At 70.4% G+C, this 16856-nt stretch carries 19 protein-coding genes; 12 read left to right on the plus strand and 7 right to left on the minus strand.

Features of this window, described 5'->3' with window-relative positions:
- Window positions 1-37: 37 nt before the first annotated feature.
- Both ACH4G3_RS29550 and rsmI read right to left on the minus strand, forming a co-directional pair.
- Window positions 38-466: a hypothetical protein gene (locus ACH4G3_RS29550; RefSeq protein ID WP_397627366.1), complete on the minus strand. Its 429-nt coding sequence runs from the start codon at window positions 464-466 to the stop codon at window positions 38-40.
- Window positions 467-752: 286 nt separating this feature from the next.
- The gene (gene rsmI, locus ACH4G3_RS29555; RefSeq protein ID WP_397627367.1) at window positions 753-1601 is read right to left on the minus strand and encodes a 16S rRNA (cytidine(1402)-2'-O)-methyltransferase; all 849 of its coding nucleotides are present in this window, start codon (window positions 1599-1601) and stop codon (window positions 753-755) included.
- A 112-nt stretch (window positions 1602-1713) separates the two neighbouring features.
- Between rsmI and ACH4G3_RS29560 the strand changes: the two genes are divergently transcribed.
- From ACH4G3_RS29560 to ACH4G3_RS29580, 5 genes are all read left to right on the plus strand, one after another.
- Window positions 1714-3459: a dolichyl-phosphate-mannose--protein mannosyltransferase gene (locus ACH4G3_RS29560; protein ID WP_397627368.1), complete on the plus strand. Its 1746-nt coding sequence runs from the start codon at window positions 1714-1716 to the stop codon at window positions 3457-3459.
- A 215-nt stretch (window positions 3460-3674) separates the two neighbouring features.
- The gene (locus ACH4G3_RS29565) at window positions 3675-3992 is read left to right on the plus strand and encodes a hypothetical protein (RefSeq protein ID WP_397627369.1); all 318 of its coding nucleotides are present in this window, start codon (window positions 3675-3677) and stop codon (window positions 3990-3992) included.
- 5 nt (window positions 3993-3997) lie between these two features.
- The gene (locus ACH4G3_RS29570; RefSeq protein WP_397627370.1) at window positions 3998-4294 is read left to right on the plus strand and encodes a hypothetical protein; all 297 of its coding nucleotides are present in this window, start codon (window positions 3998-4000) and stop codon (window positions 4292-4294) included.
- Between the two features lie 407 nt (window positions 4295-4701).
- Complete coding sequence (locus ACH4G3_RS29575; RefSeq protein WP_397627371.1) at window positions 4702-6336, plus strand: penicillin-binding transpeptidase domain-containing protein; 1635 nt, start codon at window positions 4702-4704, stop codon at window positions 6334-6336.
- A gap of 96 nt (window positions 6337-6432) precedes the next feature.
- Window positions 6433-8106, plus strand: a complete 1674-nt coding sequence (locus ACH4G3_RS29580) for a penicillin-binding transpeptidase domain-containing protein (RefSeq protein ID WP_397627372.1) — start codon at window positions 6433-6435, stop codon at window positions 8104-8106.
- A 29-nt stretch (window positions 8107-8135) separates the two neighbouring features.
- On the opposite strand, the gene ACH4G3_RS29585 is transcribed toward ACH4G3_RS29580, so the two are convergent.
- Complete coding sequence (locus ACH4G3_RS29585) at window positions 8136-8501, minus strand: SsgA family sporulation/cell division regulator (protein ID WP_397627373.1); 366 nt, start codon at window positions 8499-8501, stop codon at window positions 8136-8138.
- Window positions 8502-8670: 169 nt separating this feature from the next.
- On the opposite strand from ACH4G3_RS29585, the gene ACH4G3_RS29590 reads away from it, so the two are divergent.
- The 6 genes from ACH4G3_RS29590 (at window position 8671) to ACH4G3_RS29615 (ending at window position 13498) form a co-directional block, all read left to right on the plus strand.
- Entirely contained in the window at window positions 8671-9771 is a 1101-nt protein-coding gene (locus ACH4G3_RS29590) for an energy-coupling factor ABC transporter permease (RefSeq protein WP_397627374.1), read from the plus strand.
- A 1-nt stretch (window position 9772) separates the two neighbouring features.
- The gene (gene cbiQ / locus ACH4G3_RS29595; protein WP_397627375.1) at window positions 9773-10534 is read left to right on the plus strand and encodes a cobalt ECF transporter T component CbiQ; all 762 of its coding nucleotides are present in this window, start codon (window positions 9773-9775) and stop codon (window positions 10532-10534) included.
- Window positions 10522-11289, plus strand: coding sequence for an energy-coupling factor ABC transporter ATP-binding protein (locus ACH4G3_RS29600; protein WP_397627376.1), 768 nt, complete (start codon window positions 10522-10524; stop codon window positions 11287-11289). The genes cbiQ and ACH4G3_RS29600 overlap by 13 nt, the downstream gene beginning before the upstream one ends.
- A 10-nt stretch (window positions 11290-11299) precedes the next feature.
- On the plus strand, window positions 11300-11737 hold the full coding sequence (locus ACH4G3_RS29605) for a MarR family winged helix-turn-helix transcriptional regulator (protein ID WP_397627377.1): 438 nt from the start codon (window positions 11300-11302) through the stop codon (window positions 11735-11737).
- A 107-nt stretch (window positions 11738-11844) separates the two neighbouring features.
- Window positions 11845-12291, plus strand: coding sequence for an organic hydroperoxide resistance protein (locus ACH4G3_RS29610; RefSeq protein WP_397627378.1), 447 nt, complete (start codon window positions 11845-11847; stop codon window positions 12289-12291).
- A gap of 43 nt (window positions 12292-12334) precedes the next feature.
- Window positions 12335-13498, plus strand: coding sequence for a serine hydrolase domain-containing protein (locus tag ACH4G3_RS29615; protein ID WP_397627379.1), 1164 nt, complete (start codon window positions 12335-12337; stop codon window positions 13496-13498).
- Between the two features lie 121 nt (window positions 13499-13619).
- Here ACH4G3_RS29615 and ACH4G3_RS29620 read toward each other — a convergent pair whose 3' ends face one another.
- The 4 genes from ACH4G3_RS29620 to ACH4G3_RS29635 form a co-directional block, all read right to left on the minus strand.
- Window positions 13620-13895 (minus strand): DUF1876 domain-containing protein, encoded by a 276-nt coding sequence (locus tag ACH4G3_RS29620; RefSeq protein WP_037667980.1) that lies wholly within the window; start codon window positions 13893-13895, stop codon window positions 13620-13622.
- A 71-nt stretch (window positions 13896-13966) separates the two neighbouring features.
- Window positions 13967-14812 carry an EamA family transporter gene (locus tag ACH4G3_RS29625; protein ID WP_397627380.1) on the minus strand — a complete coding sequence of 282 codons (846 nt, stop codon included), beginning with the start codon at window positions 14810-14812 and terminating at the stop codon, window positions 13967-13969.
- The gene (locus tag ACH4G3_RS29630) at window positions 14809-15321 is read right to left on the minus strand and encodes a YbaK/EbsC family protein (RefSeq protein WP_397627381.1); all 513 of its coding nucleotides are present in this window, start codon (window positions 15319-15321) and stop codon (window positions 14809-14811) included. Before ACH4G3_RS29630 ends, ACH4G3_RS29625 begins: the two co-directional genes overlap by 4 nt.
- A gap of 43 nt (window positions 15322-15364) precedes the next feature.
- Window positions 15365-15550 carry a hypothetical protein gene (locus tag ACH4G3_RS29635; protein ID WP_010035316.1) on the minus strand — a complete coding sequence of 62 codons (186 nt, stop codon included), beginning with the start codon at window positions 15548-15550 and terminating at the stop codon, window positions 15365-15367.
- A gap of 90 nt (window positions 15551-15640) precedes the next feature.
- Here ACH4G3_RS29635 and ACH4G3_RS29640 point away from each other — a divergent pair, with 90 nt between their 5' ends.
- On the plus strand, window positions 15641-16780 hold the full coding sequence (locus tag ACH4G3_RS29640) for a glutathione-independent formaldehyde dehydrogenase (protein ID WP_397627382.1): 1140 nt from the start codon (window positions 15641-15643) through the stop codon (window positions 16778-16780).
- The last annotated feature ends 76 nt before the right edge of the window (window positions 16781-16856 follow it).

The following is a 16856-nucleotide window of genomic DNA, read 5'->3' on the forward strand; positions in this document are numbered from 1 at the left end:
GGACCGGGGAGGGCGTCGACAAGGGGAGCCGGACGGGTCAGCTCGCCTTGCGCTGGAAGGGGTGCAGCAGGTCGGACAGATGCCAGTGGTGGTCCTCGCGCTGTTCCTGCTCATCCGTGCCCTCGGCCTCGGCGTCCGCCGTCGGGGCCTGGACGGGGCCGGCCTGCGGGGGCACGCGGTGGGGCCGGTGCGCCGCGTTGCGCGCCGACTCGACCCGCCCGGGCCGCATGATCCGCACGAGGTGTCCGTCGCAGTTCTGGCACGTGGGCTTGCTCAACGGGGAGGGCACGACCTGGCCGTCCGCCACGTAGAGGACGAACTCGTGCCCCGCGGCGTCCGTGTGGTGCTCTATCTCGTACGACTGCTCCCAGCCGTACCCGCAGCGCATGCAGGCGAAGGAGTACGACTCGTTGACGACGGCGCTCGCACCGGCGCGGAGCCCGGTCTGCCCTGTGATCTCGCTCATGCCAGCTCCTGTTTCCGCTGTGGCGTGAGGACGATTCCGCCCCCGCAACCCAGTGGACTCCTCAGCCGGACCGATGGCAGCAGACCTGTCGACTAATTGGCCCCGATTTGAGCGTCCCTTGCCTCAGCGGCAGATCACCTTTGCCCACCCATGGGGCGCACGCTCAAACGACATGCGCCCTGCTCAGAGGGGGGTTTGTTCGCAACCCAGGGGCGCGGGGAACTGCGCGCTCAACCACACACCACCCGCACCCCGCGAACCACTCCAGCCCCCGCCTCGAACCCGGTTATCCCGCTGCGTTCTTCGCGGCGACCACCGCATCGAACACAACCCTCTTCGGCACCCCGGCCTCGTGCGCGACAGCGGCAATGGCCTCCTTGCGCCGCTCCCCCGCTTCCTCCCGCACCCGGACCCTCCGCACCAGCTCCTCGGGCCCGATCTCCTCAGGGCCCTTCTCGGGCGCCCCCTCCACCACGACGGTGATCTCCCCGCGCACGCCCTCGGCCGCCCACGCGGCGAGCTCCTCCAGCCCGCCCCGACGGACCTCCTCGTACGTCTTGGTCAGCTCCCGGCACACCGCGGCCCGCCGCCGCGCCCCGAACACCTCGGCCATCGCCGCGAGCGTGTCGTCGAGCCGGTGCGGAGCCTCGAAGTAGACGAGCGTGCGCCGCTCCCCGGCCACCTCCCGCAGCCGCCCCAGCCGCTCCCCCGCCTTGCGCGGCAGGAACCCCTCGAAGCAGAACCGGTCGACGGGCAGCCCCGACAGCGCGAGCGCGGTGAGCACGGCGGACGGCCCGGGCACGGCGGTGACCCGGATGTCCCGCTCCACGGCGGCGGCGACCAGCCGGTACCCGGGGTCCGACACCGACGGCATCCCGGCGTCCGTGACGAGCAGCACACGCGCCCCGCCCGCCAGTTCCTCGACCAGCTCCGGCGTCCGCGCGGACTCGTTGCCCTCGAAGTACGACACCACCCGCCCCTTGGGCGTGACGCCGAGCGCCTGGGTCAGCCGCCGCAGCCGCCGCGTGTCCTCGGCGGCGACGACATCGGCTCCGGCCAGTTCCTCGGCGAGCCGGGGCGGGGCGTCCGCGATGTCGCCGATGGGGGTGCCTGCGAGTACGAGGGTTCCGGTCACACCCCCCATCCTCCCAGGGGCCGGGGACGCGGACTCCTCCCAGGGGCGCAGGATGGGGACGCATACCGGCCATGCACGGGACTCACACAGCACGGTTCCCTACGATGGCGCGGTGACCAGTACCGCGTCCTCCACGGACACCCGGCAGGGCCAGGCGCCGCACGAGCAGCGGCCGTCCTGGCAGCAGCGGCTGCGCCGCTTCGGCTACCAGCAGCCACGAAGCGACGCCGGTGACGTCCGTGACCGGCTGGTGCCGCCGTACACCGAACCCGGCCCGCGCCTGTGGGCCGCGCTCGGCGTCCCGCACGAGCTCGCGGGGCGGCTGGTGCACTGGTCGGGCTGGATCGGCCCGCTGCTCGTCACCCTGCTGGCGGGGGTGCTGCGGTTCTGGAACCTGGGCAACCCCAAGGCGGTGATATTCGACGAGACGTACTACGCGAAGGACGCGTGGGCGCTCGTCCACCGCGGTTTCGAAGTCAACTGGGACAAGAACGCCAACGACCTGGTCCTCTCGTCCGGCGGGCACGTCACGATCCCGACGGACGCGGCGTACGTGGTGCATCCGCCGGTCGGCAAGTACGTCATCGGGCTCGGCGAGCTCCTGTTCGGTTTCGATCCGTTCGGCTGGCGGTTCATGACGGCGCTGCTCGGCACGCTGTCGGTGCTGCTGCTGTGCCGGATCGGCCGCCGGCTGTTCCGCTCCACGTTCCTGGGGTGCCTGGCGGGCGCGCTGATGGCGGTGGACGGCCTGCACTTCGTGATGAGCCGCACGGCGCTGCTCGACGGCGTGCTGATGTTCTTCGTGCTGGCCGCGTTCGGCTGTCTGCTCATCGACCGGGACCACGCGCGCGGGAAACTCGCCGCGGCGCTCCCGGTGGACCCCGACGGCCGGGTCCGGCCCGACCGGCACGTCGCCGAGACGGCCCGTCTGGGATGGCGCCCCTGGCGCTGGGCGGCGGGCCTGATGCTGGGCCTTGCCTTCGCCACGAAGTGGAACGGCCTCTACATCCTGGCCGCGTTCTGCCTGATGGCCGTCCTGTGGGACGTCGGCTCGCGCCGGGTGGCCGGCGCCCGGCACCCGTACTCGGCGGTGCTCAGGCGCGACACGGGCCTGGCGTTCGTCGCCACGGTCCCCGTCGCGATCGTGACCTACGTGCTGTCCTGGACCGGCTGGATCCTCTCCGCCACCGACGGCAAGGGCGGCTACTTCCGCAACTGGGCCGCGACCGACGGCAAGGGCGGCAGCTGGACCTTCCTGCCCGACTGGCTGCGCAGCCTGTGGCACTACGAGCACCAGGTGTACGAGTTCCACGTCGGCCTGTCCTCGCCGCACACCTACCAGTCCAACCCGTGGAGCTGGCTGGTCCTGGGCCGCCCGGTGTCGTACTTCTACGAGTCGCCGGCGCCCGGCAAGGACGGCTGCCCGGCCGACGCGGGCGAGAAGTGCGCCCGCGAGGTCCTGGCCCTCGGCACGCCGCTGCTGTGGTGGGTGGCCTGCTTCGCGGTCCTGTACGTGCTGTGGCGCTGGCTGCTGCGCCGCGACTGGCGCGCGGGCGCCATCGCCTGCGGCATCGCGGCCGGCTACCTGCCCTGGTTCATGTACCAGGAGCGCACGATCTTCTTCTTCTACGCCATCGTCTTCCTGCCGTTCCTGTGCCTGGCGGTGACCATGCTCCTCGGCGCGATCATCGGCCCGCCCCGCTCCACCGACACCCGCCGCGTCGTCGGCGCCACGGCCGCGGGCGTCCTCGTCCTGCTGATCGCGTGGAACTTCATCTATTTCTGGCCGCTCTACACGGGCACGGCCATCCCGATCGACGACTGGCGGGCCAGGATGTGGCTGGACACCTGGGTGTAGCTGTTGCGCCAAGCAGCAGAAGCGCGAGCCTCATCACTCTCCACGGAGGGACCTGAGTTCCGCATCGGTGCGGACCGGGCGAGCGGCTTTGCAGCGGGCCCGGTTCGCCTGCGTGCCGTGCTGCCACGGAGGTAGGAACGGGCTGGGAGTGTTGATCCTTTGTAAACACCTGAAAACCGCATAAGTTGCACTTGGTGAAGATAGGAGGAGCGTTAGTGACCATCAAAGATATTGGTCTGCATTGGTTCAGCGGCTACGGCGATGCAAATCACACGCGCGCCGTCAATTTCCCACCCACCCAAGTGATGGTGCAGGCATACCTGCGAGGAGCGGCTGGAGGAGGGCTCAATATTGCAGGTATCAAGGGGTTTCGACGCCGTCTCCCGTCCGGGGCAGATGAGGACGTCGACTTCGGGGAGTGGCCGTCCTGGCCGGCCGCCGCATTCGACCGTATGACCTCGGTGACCTTCGCGCTCGCGTGCGGCAGTCATCAGCAGGCCTGGGGTGTCTTCCGTATCGACGTATGGGGTTGATGATCATGAACATCGTCACAACTGGGGACCTCGCAATTCGATCCTTCAAGTCTTGCGTCGTGTTCGATACGTCAGACGGACGTATTCTCCACATCCACGATGTCGTGACCATTGAAGGCGGCGAGGATACGTCCGATGAGGCCGTCGCACGCCAAGCGCTTCAACTGGCCGCTGAGCGAGGCGTGGACACGAGAAACCTCGACACTCTCCACCTCGACCCCGAAACTCTGGAGTCCGGTACTGCATTTCGTGTCGACCTGCAGGCAAGGTCCTTGGTGGCTCTGGACAAGACTCCGGAGTAGGAATCCGCAAAAGGTCAAACGCTCCTCGGCAGAGCACCCCTGGTCACCACTGGCAGAAGGTCGGCGCGGCGTCACCTCCCGACTTGCAGCGTGGCCACCGCCGCCCGGTGGGATCGGTCGCTTCGACCTTGCGAACCGACTTGATCAACCCGTGCGGGCCGTCCGCAGGGAGGACCTTGAAGACGGGGTCGCCCCCGTCAGCGCATGTCAAGATCACGGCCCAGAGACGGCCCAAGCCGCGTGATCCGGCCCCGGCCAGAGGCACCTGGGTCCAGCCGCCGCCTTCGGTCAAAAAAGCGAAACGCCCGTGCCGGTAGTAACCGCTTGTGCATAGAGTGCTCCCCGGACAAGAGCTTCTGAACACGTTCAAAGGAGCGTGTCAAGCTCAACGGGGAGGGGACCGCCTCATGGGCAAGGGGGTCAAGGCCGCCGTCATAGGCGGCGTGTTCGCGGTGATGGTGGGCGGGGCCGGGTACGGGGCCTACAACATCGTGAGCGCGCTGAACGGTGACGGGGGCGGCACCAGCGGCGTGGCCACGGAGAAGAAGTCGGGGCCGCCCGGCAAGGACGAGGTCAAGGAGACCACGGCCAAGTTCTTCGCGGCCTGGGAGAAGGGCGAGGCCGCGACGGCGGCGTCGTACACGAACAACGACGCGGCCGCCGAGCAGCTGTTGACCGCCTTCGGGGACGACGCGCACATCACCGACGTGAAGATCACGCCCGGTACGGCGGCCGGCACCACCGTGCCCTACACGGTGAAGGCGAAGGTGTCCTACGGCGGGAAGTCGAAGCCGCTGGACTACAGCAGCAAGCTGACGGTCGTGCGCGGCATCACCAGCGGGCGGGCGCTGGTCGACTGGCAGCCATCCGTCGTGCACCCGGAGTTGAAGAAGGACGACACCCTCGTCACGGAGCAGTCGGCCAACCCGCCCATCGAGGCGGTCGGCCGTGACGGCTCCGAGCTGACGAAGGAGAAGTACCCCTCCCTCGGCCCGGTCCTCGACGCCCTGCGCGACAAGTACGGTGACAAGGCCGGCGGCACCCCCGGCATCGAGCTGGTCGTCCGGCACACCGGCGGCGGCGCTCCCGACACCCCGCTGCTGACCCTCGCCGAGGGCAAGCCCGGCAAGCTCGCCACCACGATCAGCCCGAGCGCGCAGGCGGCGGCCGAGAAGGCGGTCAAGCGGTTCGCCCAGTCGTCGGTGGTGGCCGTCAAGCCGAGCACCGGCGAGGTGCTGGCCGTGGCGAACAACCGTACGGACGGCTTCAACGCGGCCTTCGAGGGCAAGGCGGCACCCGGCTCCACGATGAAGATCATCACCGCCGCCATGCTCATCGACAACGGCGTGACCTCGATGAACGGCCCGGCGCCCTGCCCGCCCACGGCGACGTGGCAGAGCCAGACCTTCAACAACCTCAAGGGCATGAAGCCCAACGAGAACGCCACCCTCGCCAACAGCTTCATGCGGTCGTGCAACACCGCCTTCATCAAGCTCATCGACGAGAAGCCGCTCACGGACGCCTCGCTCACCCAGGAGGCCGAGCAGCACTTCGGACTCGGGCAGGACAACTGGAAGACCGGCATCGTCTCCTTCGACGGCAGCGTCCCCGCGGTCAGCGGCCCGGACCGGGCGGCCGGTGCCATCGGGCAGGGCCAGGTCCAGATGAGCCCGCTGAACATGGCCTCCGTGACCGCGACCGCGATCACCGGCACCTTCCGCCAGCCCTATCTCGTCCCGCCGGAGCTGGACGACCGTCAACTGGCCCGGGCCGAGGGCCTGAAGGCGAGCACCGCGGCCCAGCTGAAGCAGATGATGCGGCTCACCGCCACCCAGGGCACCGCCCAGGAGGCCATGGCGGGGCTCGGCGGCGACATCGGCGCCAAGACCGGTTCCGCCGAGGTCGACGGGAACGCCAAGTCCAACAGCTGGTTCACCGGGTTCCGGGGCGACATCGCGGCGGCGGCCATGACCGAGGAGGGCGGCCACGGCGGCGACGCGGCCGGGCCGATTGTCGCAGCCGTGCTACGAACGGGTGGCTGATCTCACCTCCGCGGGACGGGACTCTAGGGTGGTGGCCGTCGTTGGGACAGCCGAGGGCAACGGGGACCCTGGGGATTCGTGGAGGAACGAACAGCAGTGGGCAACAGAAGGCGCGTCGCCGAGCGACGGAAGACGAGGCCCGCCGTGATCGGCGGGATGATCGCCGTGGTCGTCGGCGGCGCCGGATTCGGCGCCTACGCGCTGTACGGCGGCGGCGCGGCGGCCGACGACGGCACCCGGGCGGCCTCCGCCGACCAGAAGCCCAAGGTGAAGACCGGGCCCCTTTCGGCGACCGAGGTCAAAACCGCATCCCGTACCTTCCTCACCGCCTGGCAGTCGGGGAAGGTCACCGAGGCCGCCGCGGCCACCGACGACTCGGCGGCGGCCAGGTCCCTGCTCACCGGCTACACCAAGGACGCCCGCATCAAGGACGTCACCCTCACCCCGGGCACGCCCGCGGGCGACAAGGTGCCGTTCTCCGTCAAGGGCACGGTGTCGTACAAGAACACCGAGAAGCCGCTGCGGTACGACAGCGCGCTGACCGTCGTCCGCCGTACGAGCGACGGGAAGCCGCTGGTCGACTGGCACGCGGCGGTCGTCCACCCCGATCTGAAGGACGGCGACAAGCTGGTCACGAGCGAGGCGGGCACGCCCCCGGTCAAGGCGCTCGACCGGGACGGCGGCGAACTGACCAAGGAGAAGTACGCCTCGCTCGGCCCGGTCCTGGACGGGCTGCGCGAGAAGTACGGCAAGGAGGCCGGCGGCAAGGCCGGCATCGAGCTGCGGGTCGTGCGCGGGAAGTCCGCCAAGTCGGACGACCTGTCCGACAAGACGCTGCTGGAGCTGAGCGAGGGCACGCCGGGCACGGTGAAGACCACCCTGGACCCGGCCCTCCAGGCGGCGGCCGAGCAGCAGGTCGCGAAGAAGGCCCGGTCGTCGGTGGCCGTGGTGCGGGCGTCGACGGGCGAGATCCTGGCCGCCGCCAACGCCTCGCCCGGCTTCAACACCGCCTTCCAGGGCTCCCTCGCGCCCGGCTCCACGATGAAGGTCATCACCTCGTCGCTGCTGCTCGAGAAGGGCCTGGCCTCGGCGGACAAGAAGCACCCCTGCCCGAAGTACTTCACGTACGGGCACTGGAAATTCCAGAACGACGACAAGTTCGAGATCAAGAACGGCACGTTCAAGGCGAGCTTCGCCCGCTCCTGCAACACGGCCTTCATCAGCCAGGCGCCGAAGCTGAAGGACGACGACCTGACCAAGCAGGCCCAGCAGGTCTTCGGCCTGGGGATGAACAACTGGGCGATCGGTGTGCCGTCCTTCGACGGCGCGGTGCCGGTGCAGTCGGCGGCCCAGATGGCCGCCTCGCTGATCGGGCAGGGCGGCGTCCGGATGAACCCGCTGAACATGGCGTCGGTGTCGGCGACGGTCAAGTCCGGCACCTTCCACCAGCCGTACCTGGTCTCCCCGGACGTGGACGGCCGCAAGCTCGCGACGGCCTCACGCACGATGTCGGCGGGCACGCTGTCCCAGCTGCGTGAGCTGATGTCGTACACGGCCGACTACGGCACGGCCGCGGAGGCGATGGCCGGGGTGAGCGGCGACGTCGGGGCGAAGACCGGGTCCGCCGAGGTCGACGGCCAGAAGAAGCCGAACGGCTGGTTCACCGCCTACCGGGGCGATCTGGCGGCGGCGGGTGTGGTCCAGCAGGGCGGGCACGGCGGTTCGACGGCCGGTCCGATCGTGGCGGCGCTGCTGAAGGCGGGCGGCTGAGCCCCGGGGCCTGAAGCCCGGGCCCTGGCTCAGTGCGTGACCGGTTCCGCGGCGGCCATGTACGTCCGCCGCAGGAACCGCAGCAGCGCCTGCCGCTCGAACTGCACCACCGACACCCCTTGTGCGGAGTGGAACTCCACGACGACCTGCACCCGGCCGCACGGCCACACACGCACTTCACCGCTGCCCGTGGGAGCCCGCAGCCCCTCCTCCAGCAGTCGGCGGTCGAAGGTCCACTCGCGGGCTCCGGCGCCCGGCAGTGCGATGCGCACCGACCGAGGATCCCGCTCGGGGTCGTACCGCAGCGTGACCGGAACCGCCTGCAGTTCGTCGATCAGCGGGACGGCCGCGTCCGTGACGATATGGGCTCGCGCGTACTGCTCGACTACGGTCATCGGACGGACCCTTCACCGTGCGCTACCTGTGTGGAGACTGTGCGTCCACTCCCTCTCCAATGTCGCATATTTTCCGGATTGCGCCCCCGGAGGCCGGAGATACCGCACGTGAGGTAAAACGAGCCTCCCGCTCTTGCAAATCATTCGCATCAAGCCACATCATCGAACGGTGCATGTACCCGACGGATTCATCAACGCGCCCACCTCCGCCGCCACCGGTGTGATCGCCGCGGGCGCCGTCGCCGTGAGCCTGCGCGGCGCGCGCCGCGAACTCGACGAGCGGACGGCACCGCTGGCCGGACTCGTCGCGGCGTTCATCTTCGCCGTGCAGATGCTGAACTTCCCCGTCGCGGCGGGGACCAGCGGCCATCTGCTCGGCGGTGCGCTGGCCGCGATACTCGTGGGCCCCTACACAGGGGTCCTGTGTGTCTCCGTCGTCCTGCTCATGCAGGGCATCCTCTTCGCGGACGGCGGTCTGACCGCGCTCGGCGTGAACATCACCAACATGGCGATCGTCACCACGGTCGTCGCCTACGCCCTCTTCCGCGGCCTGGTGAAGGTGCTGCCCCGCACCCGCCGGTCGGTCACCGTGGCCTCGTTCGTCGCCGCCCTGGTCTCCGTGCCGGCCGCCGCCCTGGCCTTCACGCTGATGTACGCGGTCGGCGGCACCACCGACGTGTCGATCGGCAAGGTCGCCACCGCCATGGTCGGCGTGCACGTCCTGATCGGCATCGGCGAGGCCGCGATCACCGCGCTGACCGTCGGCTCGGTCATCGCCGTACGCCCGGACCTGGTCTACGGGGCGCGCGGCCTCACGCAGAAGCTCAAGCTGCGGGTGAACGGCGAACTGGTCGACGCCCCAGACGCCGAGCCGGAGCCGGCGCCCGTGGCCGCCCGGACCTCGCACCGCAAGGTGTGGGCCGCCGGCCTGGTCGCCTCCCTGGTCCTGGCCGGATTCGTCAGCTTCTACGCCTCCGCCGACCCCGACGGCCTGGAGAAGGTCGCCGCCGACCACGGCATCGACAAGAAGACCGAGGAGCACGCCGTCGCGGACTCCCCGCTCGCCGACTACGGCGTCAAGGACGTCGACGACGCCCGTCTGTCCGGAGGGCTGGCGGGTGTCATCGGCGTGGGGGTCACGGTCGTCGCGGGCAGCGCGGTCTTCTGGGCCGTCCGCCGCCGCCGTGACGACGACACCTCCCCGTCGAACACGACGAACGCGACGAACACGACGGACACGTCGGCCACCCCGGACTCGACGAGCGTCTGACATGGGAGCGGGGCACGCGCACAAGCTCTACCGGCACGGGCACTCGCCCGTGCACGGTCTGCCGCCGCACACCAAGCTCGCCGCCGTGTTCGCCTTCGTGGTGGTCGTGGTGTCGACACCGCGGGAGGCGATGTGGGCCTTCGGGCTGTACGCCGTGCTGCTCGGGACGGTGGCGTACGTCGCGCGGGTGCCCGCCGGGTTCCTGCTGAAGCGGCTGCTGATCGAGGTGCCGTTCGTCGCGTTCGCGGTGCTGATGCCGTTCGTGGCGGAGGGCGAGCGGGTCGACGTCCTCGGTGTGTCCCTGAGCGTCAACGGCCTGTGGGGCGCCTGGAACGTGCTCGCCAAGGGCACGCTCGGCGTCGCCGCCTCCGTCCTCCTCGCCGCCACCACCGAACTGCGCGAACTCCTCCTCGGCCTGCAGCGGCTCAGGCTCCCGCCGCTCCTCGTGCAGATCGCGTCCTTCATGATCCGCTACGGCGACGTCATCACGGACGAGATGCGGCGCATGCGGATCGCCCGGGAGTCACGCGGCTTCGAGGCGAAGGGCGTCAAGCACTGGGGCGTGCTCGCCAAGTCGGCCGGCGCGTTGTTCATCCGCTCCTACGAGCGCGGCGAGCGCGTGCACCTGGCCATGGTCAGCCGCGGGTACGCCGGCTCCATGCCCGTCATCGACGAGGTGACCGCGTCCCGGGCGCAGTGGTCGTACGCCCTCGCCCTGCCCTGCGCCGCGCTGCTCGTCTGTCTGCTGGGATGGACCCTGTGACTGCTTCTCTTGAGGTCTCGGGCCTCGCTTTCGCCTACCCCGACGGGCACCAGGCCCTCTTCGGCGTCGACTTCTCGGTCGCCCGCGGCGAGCGGGTGGCCCTGCTCGGTCCGAACGGCGCCGGCAAGACGACCCTGGTGCTCCACCTCAACGGCATCCTGACCGGCGGCACCGGCACGGTGAAGGTGGCCGGACTGCCCGTCGGCAGGCAGCACATGGCGGAGATCCGGCGCCGGGTCGGCATCGTCTTCCAGGACCCGGACGACCAGCTCTTCATGCCGACCGTCCGGGAGGACGTGGCGTTCGGGCCCGCGGCGGCCGGGCTGAAGGGGCCGGAGCTGGAGCAGCGCGTGGACCGGGCGCTGGAGCGGGTCGGCATGGCGGAGTTCAAGGACCGCCCGCCGCACCACCTCTCCTTCGGGCAGCGCCGCCGGGTGGCCGTAGCGACCGTCCTGGCCATGGAACCGGAGATCCTCGTCCTCGACGAGCCCTCCTCCAACCTCGACCCCGCCTCCCGCCGCGAACTGGCCGACATCCTGCGGTCGTTGGACGTGACCGTGCTGATGGTCACGCACGACCTGCCCTACGCCCTGGAGCTGTGCCCGCGCTCCCTGATCCTCAGCCAGGGCGTGATCGCGGCGGACGGCCCGACCGGCGAACTGCTCTCCGACGAGGAACTGATGCGTGCCCACCGGCTGGAGCTGCCGTTCGGTTTCGATCCGCGTGCCGTGCCGGCCGCTCCGGTACGTCCGTGACAATGGGCGCGTGACGAACGAGGAGACCGAGAGCCCGCTGGTGCTGGACCGGCAGCTGTGCTTCGCGCTGTACGCCGCCCAGCGCGCGGTGACGGCGGCGTACCGCCCGCTCCTCGAGGAACTGGGCCTGACCTACCCGCAGTACCTCGTCCTGCTGGTCCTCTGGGAGCGCGGGGAGACCACGGTCAAGGAGCTGGCGGCCGCGTTGCGGCTCGACTACGGCACGGTGTCCCCGCTGCTGAAGCGGCTGGAGTCGGCGGGTCTCGTACGGCGTGAACGGTCGGCGCGGGACGAGCGGTCGGTGCTCGTGGCGCTGACCGGGCGCGGGGAGGAACTCCGGGAGCGGGCGGCGAGCGTGCCCGGCGCGCTGCTGGCGGCGACGGGGTTCGACGGCACGGAGGCCGGACGGCTCCGCGAGGAGCTGTGGCGGCTGGCGGAGAGCCTTTAGGAGCTGTTACCCCCGGTTGCCCCACCCCTGGTGGCGCAAGGTCGGTTACTGGTCAGTACCTTGTGCACGATGTGTTTGTGCGCACTTGTTTCCCGGGGGAGGACAGCATGATGGACGGCCCCGCCGTCGACACCCGCCCGACGAAGATCATGTACGTGGCCGAGGCCACGGCCCACGGCGGCCGCGAGGGCTATGTCACCAGCCAGGACGGCCAGCTCGAGCTCAAGGTCGCGATGCCCCCGCAGCTCGGCGGCGACGGCAACGGCACCAACCCGGAACAGCTCTTCGCGGCCGGCTACAGCTCCTGCTTCCACAACGCGCTGATCCTGGTCGGCAACCGCGAGGGCTACGACCTGACCGGCTCGACGGTCGCCGCGAAGGTCGGCATCGGCCCCAACAAGCAGCGCGGCTACGGCCTCGCGGTCGCCCTGAGCGTCTCGCTCCCGGTCCTCGACCCGGACCTCGCGACCAAGCTGGTGGACGCGGCCCACGAGGTCTGCCCGTACTCGAACGCGACCCGCGGGAACATCGACGTGACCATCCTGCTTGGCTGAAGGGGAGCAACGGGAGCACCGCAGCGAGACGAGGAGTACGGACGTGGACGTGCACGGCACAGTGGCCGAGGGCTTCGAGCCGGTCAGGGACGCGTTCGTGCGGAACTTCGCCACGCTCGGGGAGCGGGGCGCTGCGGTCGCCGTCTACCGGGACGGGCAGCGGGTCGTCGACCTGTGGGCCGGCACGAAGGACGTCGACGGCACGGCCCCCTGGGAGCGCGGCACCGCCCAGGTCGTGCGTTCGGCGACGAAGGGGGTCGCCGCCGCCGTACTCCTGCTGCTGCACCAGCGCGGGCAGCTGGACCTGGACGCGCCGGTGGGCCACTACTGGCCGGAGTTCAAGGCGCGCGGCAAGGAGCGGGTGCTGGTCCGGCACGTCCTGAACCACCGCGCCGGCCTGCCCGTACTCGACCGGCCCCTCACCCCCGAGCAGGCCCTCGACCCGCTGCGGGGCCCGGAGGCGGTCGCCGCCCAGGCCCCCGCCTGGGAACCCGGCACCGACCACGGCTACCACGCGCTCACCTACGGCTGGCTCCTCGACGAACTGGTGCGGCGCGTGACCGGGCAGGGCACCGGTGCCTGGCTCGCCTCACAGATCACCGGCCCGCTGGGCCTGGACCTCTGGCTGGGCCTGCCGGACGCGGAGGCCGGCCGGGCCGGACGCGCGGGCCGCGTCGAGGGACCCGAACCGGCCGGCGGCCTGCGCGCCCGCCCGAAGCGCTCGGTCACCGCGGCCTACGAGGACCCGGCCTCCCTGACCCGCCGGGCCTTCGCGGCGATCACCCCGTTCCCGGACCAGAACGACCCGGCCTACCGCGCGGCGGCCCTCCCCGCGACCAACGCCTTCGCGACGGCGGACGGACTGGCCCGCTTCTACGCGACGCTGATCGGCAACACCGCCGGCGCCGCACGCCTGTTCACCCCGGAGACGGTTGCACTGGCCCGGGCCGAGGAGTCGGCGGGCCCCGACCGCGTCCTGGTGGTCGGCACCCGCTTCGGCCTCGGCTACATGCTGCACGGCAGCGCGTCCCCCTTCCTCACCCCGGGCTCCTTCGGCCACCCGGGCCGCGGCGGCGCCCTCGGCTTCGCCGACCCGGAGACCGGGATCGCCTTCGGCTATGTCACCAACGGCTTCCGCAAGACGGTCACGGCCGATCCGCGGGCGCAGGGGTTGGTGCGGGCGGTGCGGGGAGCGCTGGGGCTCTAGGGCCTGTCGTTTGGATCAGATCGCAGACGCGGGGTCTGGCACGCGCATCTGCGGCGTTGTCGTCGGGGACGTCCAGCGCTGGGGCTCTGGACGTCCAGGACCTCTCTGGACGTGGATCGCCCTAGACGTGGATCGGGTGGGAGGTCCGCCCCGACGCCTGGTCGATCTCCTCGTGCGCCTTGGTCAGGAGCTGCATGGCGAGCTCGTTGAGCGCCCGGGCGCCGGCGATCTCCTCCCCTACTCTGGGCTGATTGACGTCGGTCCGGTGCCGGCTCGCGTGCCCGCGCGCCCGTACCTCGGTGCCGTCGGGCAGCCGGACCATCGCCACCGCCTGGGTGTGCTGGTCGTCCTCCCGGAACTCCATCTCGACGTGCCATCCGACTCTGGTGTGCATCATGTCGATCACCTCCGGAACGTCTAGTTCCAGGGTCCTCCTCGGGAGAGGTATGCGCACCCGTCCGGCCCGGTCTATCCGGTGTGCAGCATCAGCCCGATCCCGGCGACGAGCATCCCGGCCGCCACGATTCTCGGCGCCCCGAACCGCTCCTTGAAGAACACGGCCCCGATCGCCGCGCCCACGATGATCGACGACTCGCGCAGGGCGGCGATGGGCGCGAGTTCGGCCTTGGTCTGGGCCCACAGGACGAGGGCGTAGGCGGCGACGGAGAGGGCGGCCCCGATGAGCCCGATCCCGGCGAACGGCCGGAGCACGGCGACGGTCTCCCTCCGCCAGCGGCTCACGGCGTAGGCGGGGATCACGACCCCCTGCACCGCCATCAGCCAGGCGATGTACCCGAGGGAGGACCCGGAGGCGCGCACGCCCAGTCCGTCGACGACGGTGTACGCCGCGATCGTCAGACCGGTCGCCAGGGCCGCCCCGATCGCCGCCCAGTCGGGCCGGCGCCCCCGCAGTCCCCACACAGCGACGCCGGTCAGCCCCGCGCACGACAGGGCGACACCGGCCGCGGCCCACCCGTCGGGCACCTCGTGCGCGAAGACGGCGGCGAGCACGGTCACGACGAGGGGCGCGGTGCCGCGCGCGATGGGGTAGGCCTGCCCGAAGTCGCCCAGCCGGAAGGACTTCATGAGCAGCGCGTAGTAGGCGATGTGGATGACGGCCGAGCCGAGCAGATACGGCCAGGCCCGGGCCGCCGGAAACGCCACGAAGGGCGCCAGGGCCAGCCCGATGACCACCCCGCCGCCCGAGATCAGCGTGAAACCGGCCAGCTTGTCGGTGATCTTGTGGGCGATGGCGTTCCAGCTGGCGTGCGTGACGGCGGCGAGCAGGACGGCGGCGGTGACCAGCGGCGTCACGCGGCGTGCTCGCGCACGTCCACGAGGGTGGCGCCGGCGTGTGCGACGAGGTCGCGGGGTGCCATGGGGAACACGGTGTACGGCGTCCCGGCGGCGGCCCAGACGACGTCGTGCTCCAGCAGGGACCGGTCGGCGAGCACCCGCGTCCTCGTCCGGTGCCCGAAGGGCGGCACGCCGCCGATGGCGTACCCGGTGGTCTCCCGCACGACATCGGCCCTGGCCCGCGTGACCTTGTCCGCCCCGAGCTCCTTGCGCACGAGCTCGAGGTCGACCCGGGAGGCCCCGTCCATGAGGACCAGCACCGGCACACCGTCCGCCGCGAAGATCAGCGACTTGCAGATCTGACTGAGCTCACACCCGAGCGCTGCGGCGGCCTCGGCGGCGGTGCGGGTGGCTTCCGGGAAGCGGCGGACCCGGCCTACGAGGTCCCCGATCCCCAGCTCCCGCAGGGCCTCGGCGAAACGGGGGTGTGCCCCGGAGTTCTCGGCGTCAGTGGCGGATGTCGTCATGCGGGCACGCTAGCGGTACGTGTACGAGACACGCGAGGTGGTTTCAGCCGGTGGCGTCCTCCGGCCGGACATCCGCGAACTCCCACCACGCGAGCGGCAGCCAGTCCCCGTCGACGAAACCGTCGACAGACCCTCCGGTGCCCTGGATGGTCACGCGCGTCCCCTCCGGATAGACGACGCCGGACAGACCGGGGACCGCCACGAGCAATGTGCCGATACGTCCTGACAAAGCGCTACTTCCTTTCTTCTGTAGATGCAAATCGTCTCATCATGCACCAGCCTGGTATATGACCCACGGCACAGTTGGAGGTGCGTGACGATGAGGGCTGTCGTGTACAAAGGCCCCTTCGAAGTAGCGATAGAGCAAGTGGAGGACCCACGGATCCAGCACCCGAACGACGTGATCGTCCGTGTCACCTCGACCGCCATCTGCGGCTCGGACCTGCACATGTACGAGGGCCGTACCGCCGCGGAACCGGGGATCGTGTTCGGCCACGAGAACCTCGGGGTCGTCGAGGAGGCAGGAGAGGGGGTCACCTCGCTCAGCCGCGGCGACCGGGTGGTGATGCCCTTCAACGTGGCATGCGGCTTCTGCAAGAACTGTACGGCCGGCTTCACGGGCTTCTGCCTGACCGTGAACCCGGGCTTCGCCGGCGGCGCCTACGGCTACGTCGCGATGGGGCCCTATGTGGGAGGCCAGGCGGAGTACGTGCGCGTGCCGTACGCCGACTTCAACTGCCTCAAGCTTCCCGAGGGCACCGAGAAGGAGACCGACTTCGTCCTGCTCGCCGACATCTTCCCGACCGGCTACCACGGCAACGAACTGGCCGACGTGCGTCCCGGTGACAGCGTCGCGGTCTACGGCGGCGGCCCGGTCGGGCTCATGGCCGCCTACTCCGCGATGCTGCGCGGTGCGAGCAAGGTGTTCGTGGTCGACCGGGTGGCTGAGCGGCTGGAGAAGGCGCGGGAGATCGGCGCCGTGCCGATCGACTTCACCCAGGGCAGTCCGGCGGAGCAGATCAAGGAGCAGACCGACGGCCAGGGCACCGACAAGGGGATCGACGCCGTCGGCTACCAGGCGCAGGCGCAGGGCGAGGACCGCGAGGAACCGGCGATCGTACTGAACTCGCTCGTCGAGACGGTCCGGCCGACGGGCGCGCTCGGCGTGCCCGGCCTGTACGTCCCGCGCGACCCCGGCGGACCGGACGAGCAGGCGAAGCAGGGCATGCTGGTGGTCTCCATCGGGCGCCTCTTCGAGAAGGGGCTCCGCATGGGCACCGGCCAGTGCAACGTCAAGCGGTACAACCGCCACCTGCGTGATCTGATCATCGAGGACCGTGCGAAGCCGAGCTTCGTTGTCTCGCACGAACTGCCTCTCGACCAGGCGCCGACGGCGTACGAGAAGTTCGACAAGCGGGTCGAGGGTTACACCAAGGTCGTTCTCCACCCGCACGCCTGAGGAGGGTGAGAAAGAAGAGCCGGTGAGGGCTTCCCGTTTCCACGGGGCCCTCACCGGCCTGTTTCTCAGGGTGCCG

Source organism: Streptomyces afghaniensis (assembly GCF_044327915.1).
GTDB classification, from domain to species: Bacteria; Actinomycetota; Actinomycetes; order Streptomycetales; family Streptomycetaceae; genus Streptomyces; species Streptomyces afghaniensis.

Bases quoted from the DNA above. Each gene is read 5' to 3' on its own strand.
- ACH4G3_RS29550 (WP_397627366.1), bottom strand. From the start codon at position 466: ATGAGCGAGATCACAGGGCAGACCGGGCTCCGCGCCGGTGCGAGCGCC.
- ACH4G3_RS29570 (WP_397627370.1), top strand. From the start codon at position 3,998: ATGAACATCGTCACAACTGGGGACCTCGCAATTCGATCCTTCAAGTCT.
- ACH4G3_RS29575 (WP_397627371.1), top strand. From the start codon at position 4,702: ATGGGCAAGGGGGTCAAGGCCGCCGTCATAGGCGGCGTGTTCGCGGTG.
- ACH4G3_RS29585 (WP_397627373.1), bottom strand. From the start codon at position 8,501: ATGACCGTAGTCGAGCAGTACGCGCGAGCCCATATCGTCACGGACGCG.
- cbiQ (WP_397627375.1), top strand. From the start codon at position 9,773: ATGGGAGCGGGGCACGCGCACAAGCTCTACCGGCACGGGCACTCGCCC.
- ACH4G3_RS29600 (WP_397627376.1), top strand. From the start codon at position 10,522: ATGGACCCTGTGACTGCTTCTCTTGAGGTCTCGGGCCTCGCTTTCGCC.
- ACH4G3_RS29610 (WP_397627378.1), top strand. From the start codon at position 11,845: ATGATGGACGGCCCCGCCGTCGACACCCGCCCGACGAAGATCATGTAC.
- ACH4G3_RS29620 (WP_037667980.1), bottom strand. From the start codon at position 13,895: ATGATGCACACCAGAGTCGGATGGCACGTCGAGATGGAGTTCCGGGAG.
- ACH4G3_RS29630 (WP_397627381.1), bottom strand. From the start codon at position 15,321: ATGACGACATCCGCCACTGACGCCGAGAACTCCGGGGCACACCCCCGT.
- ACH4G3_RS29640 (WP_397627382.1), top strand. From the start codon at position 15,641: ATGAGGGCTGTCGTGTACAAAGGCCCCTTCGAAGTAGCGATAGAGCAA.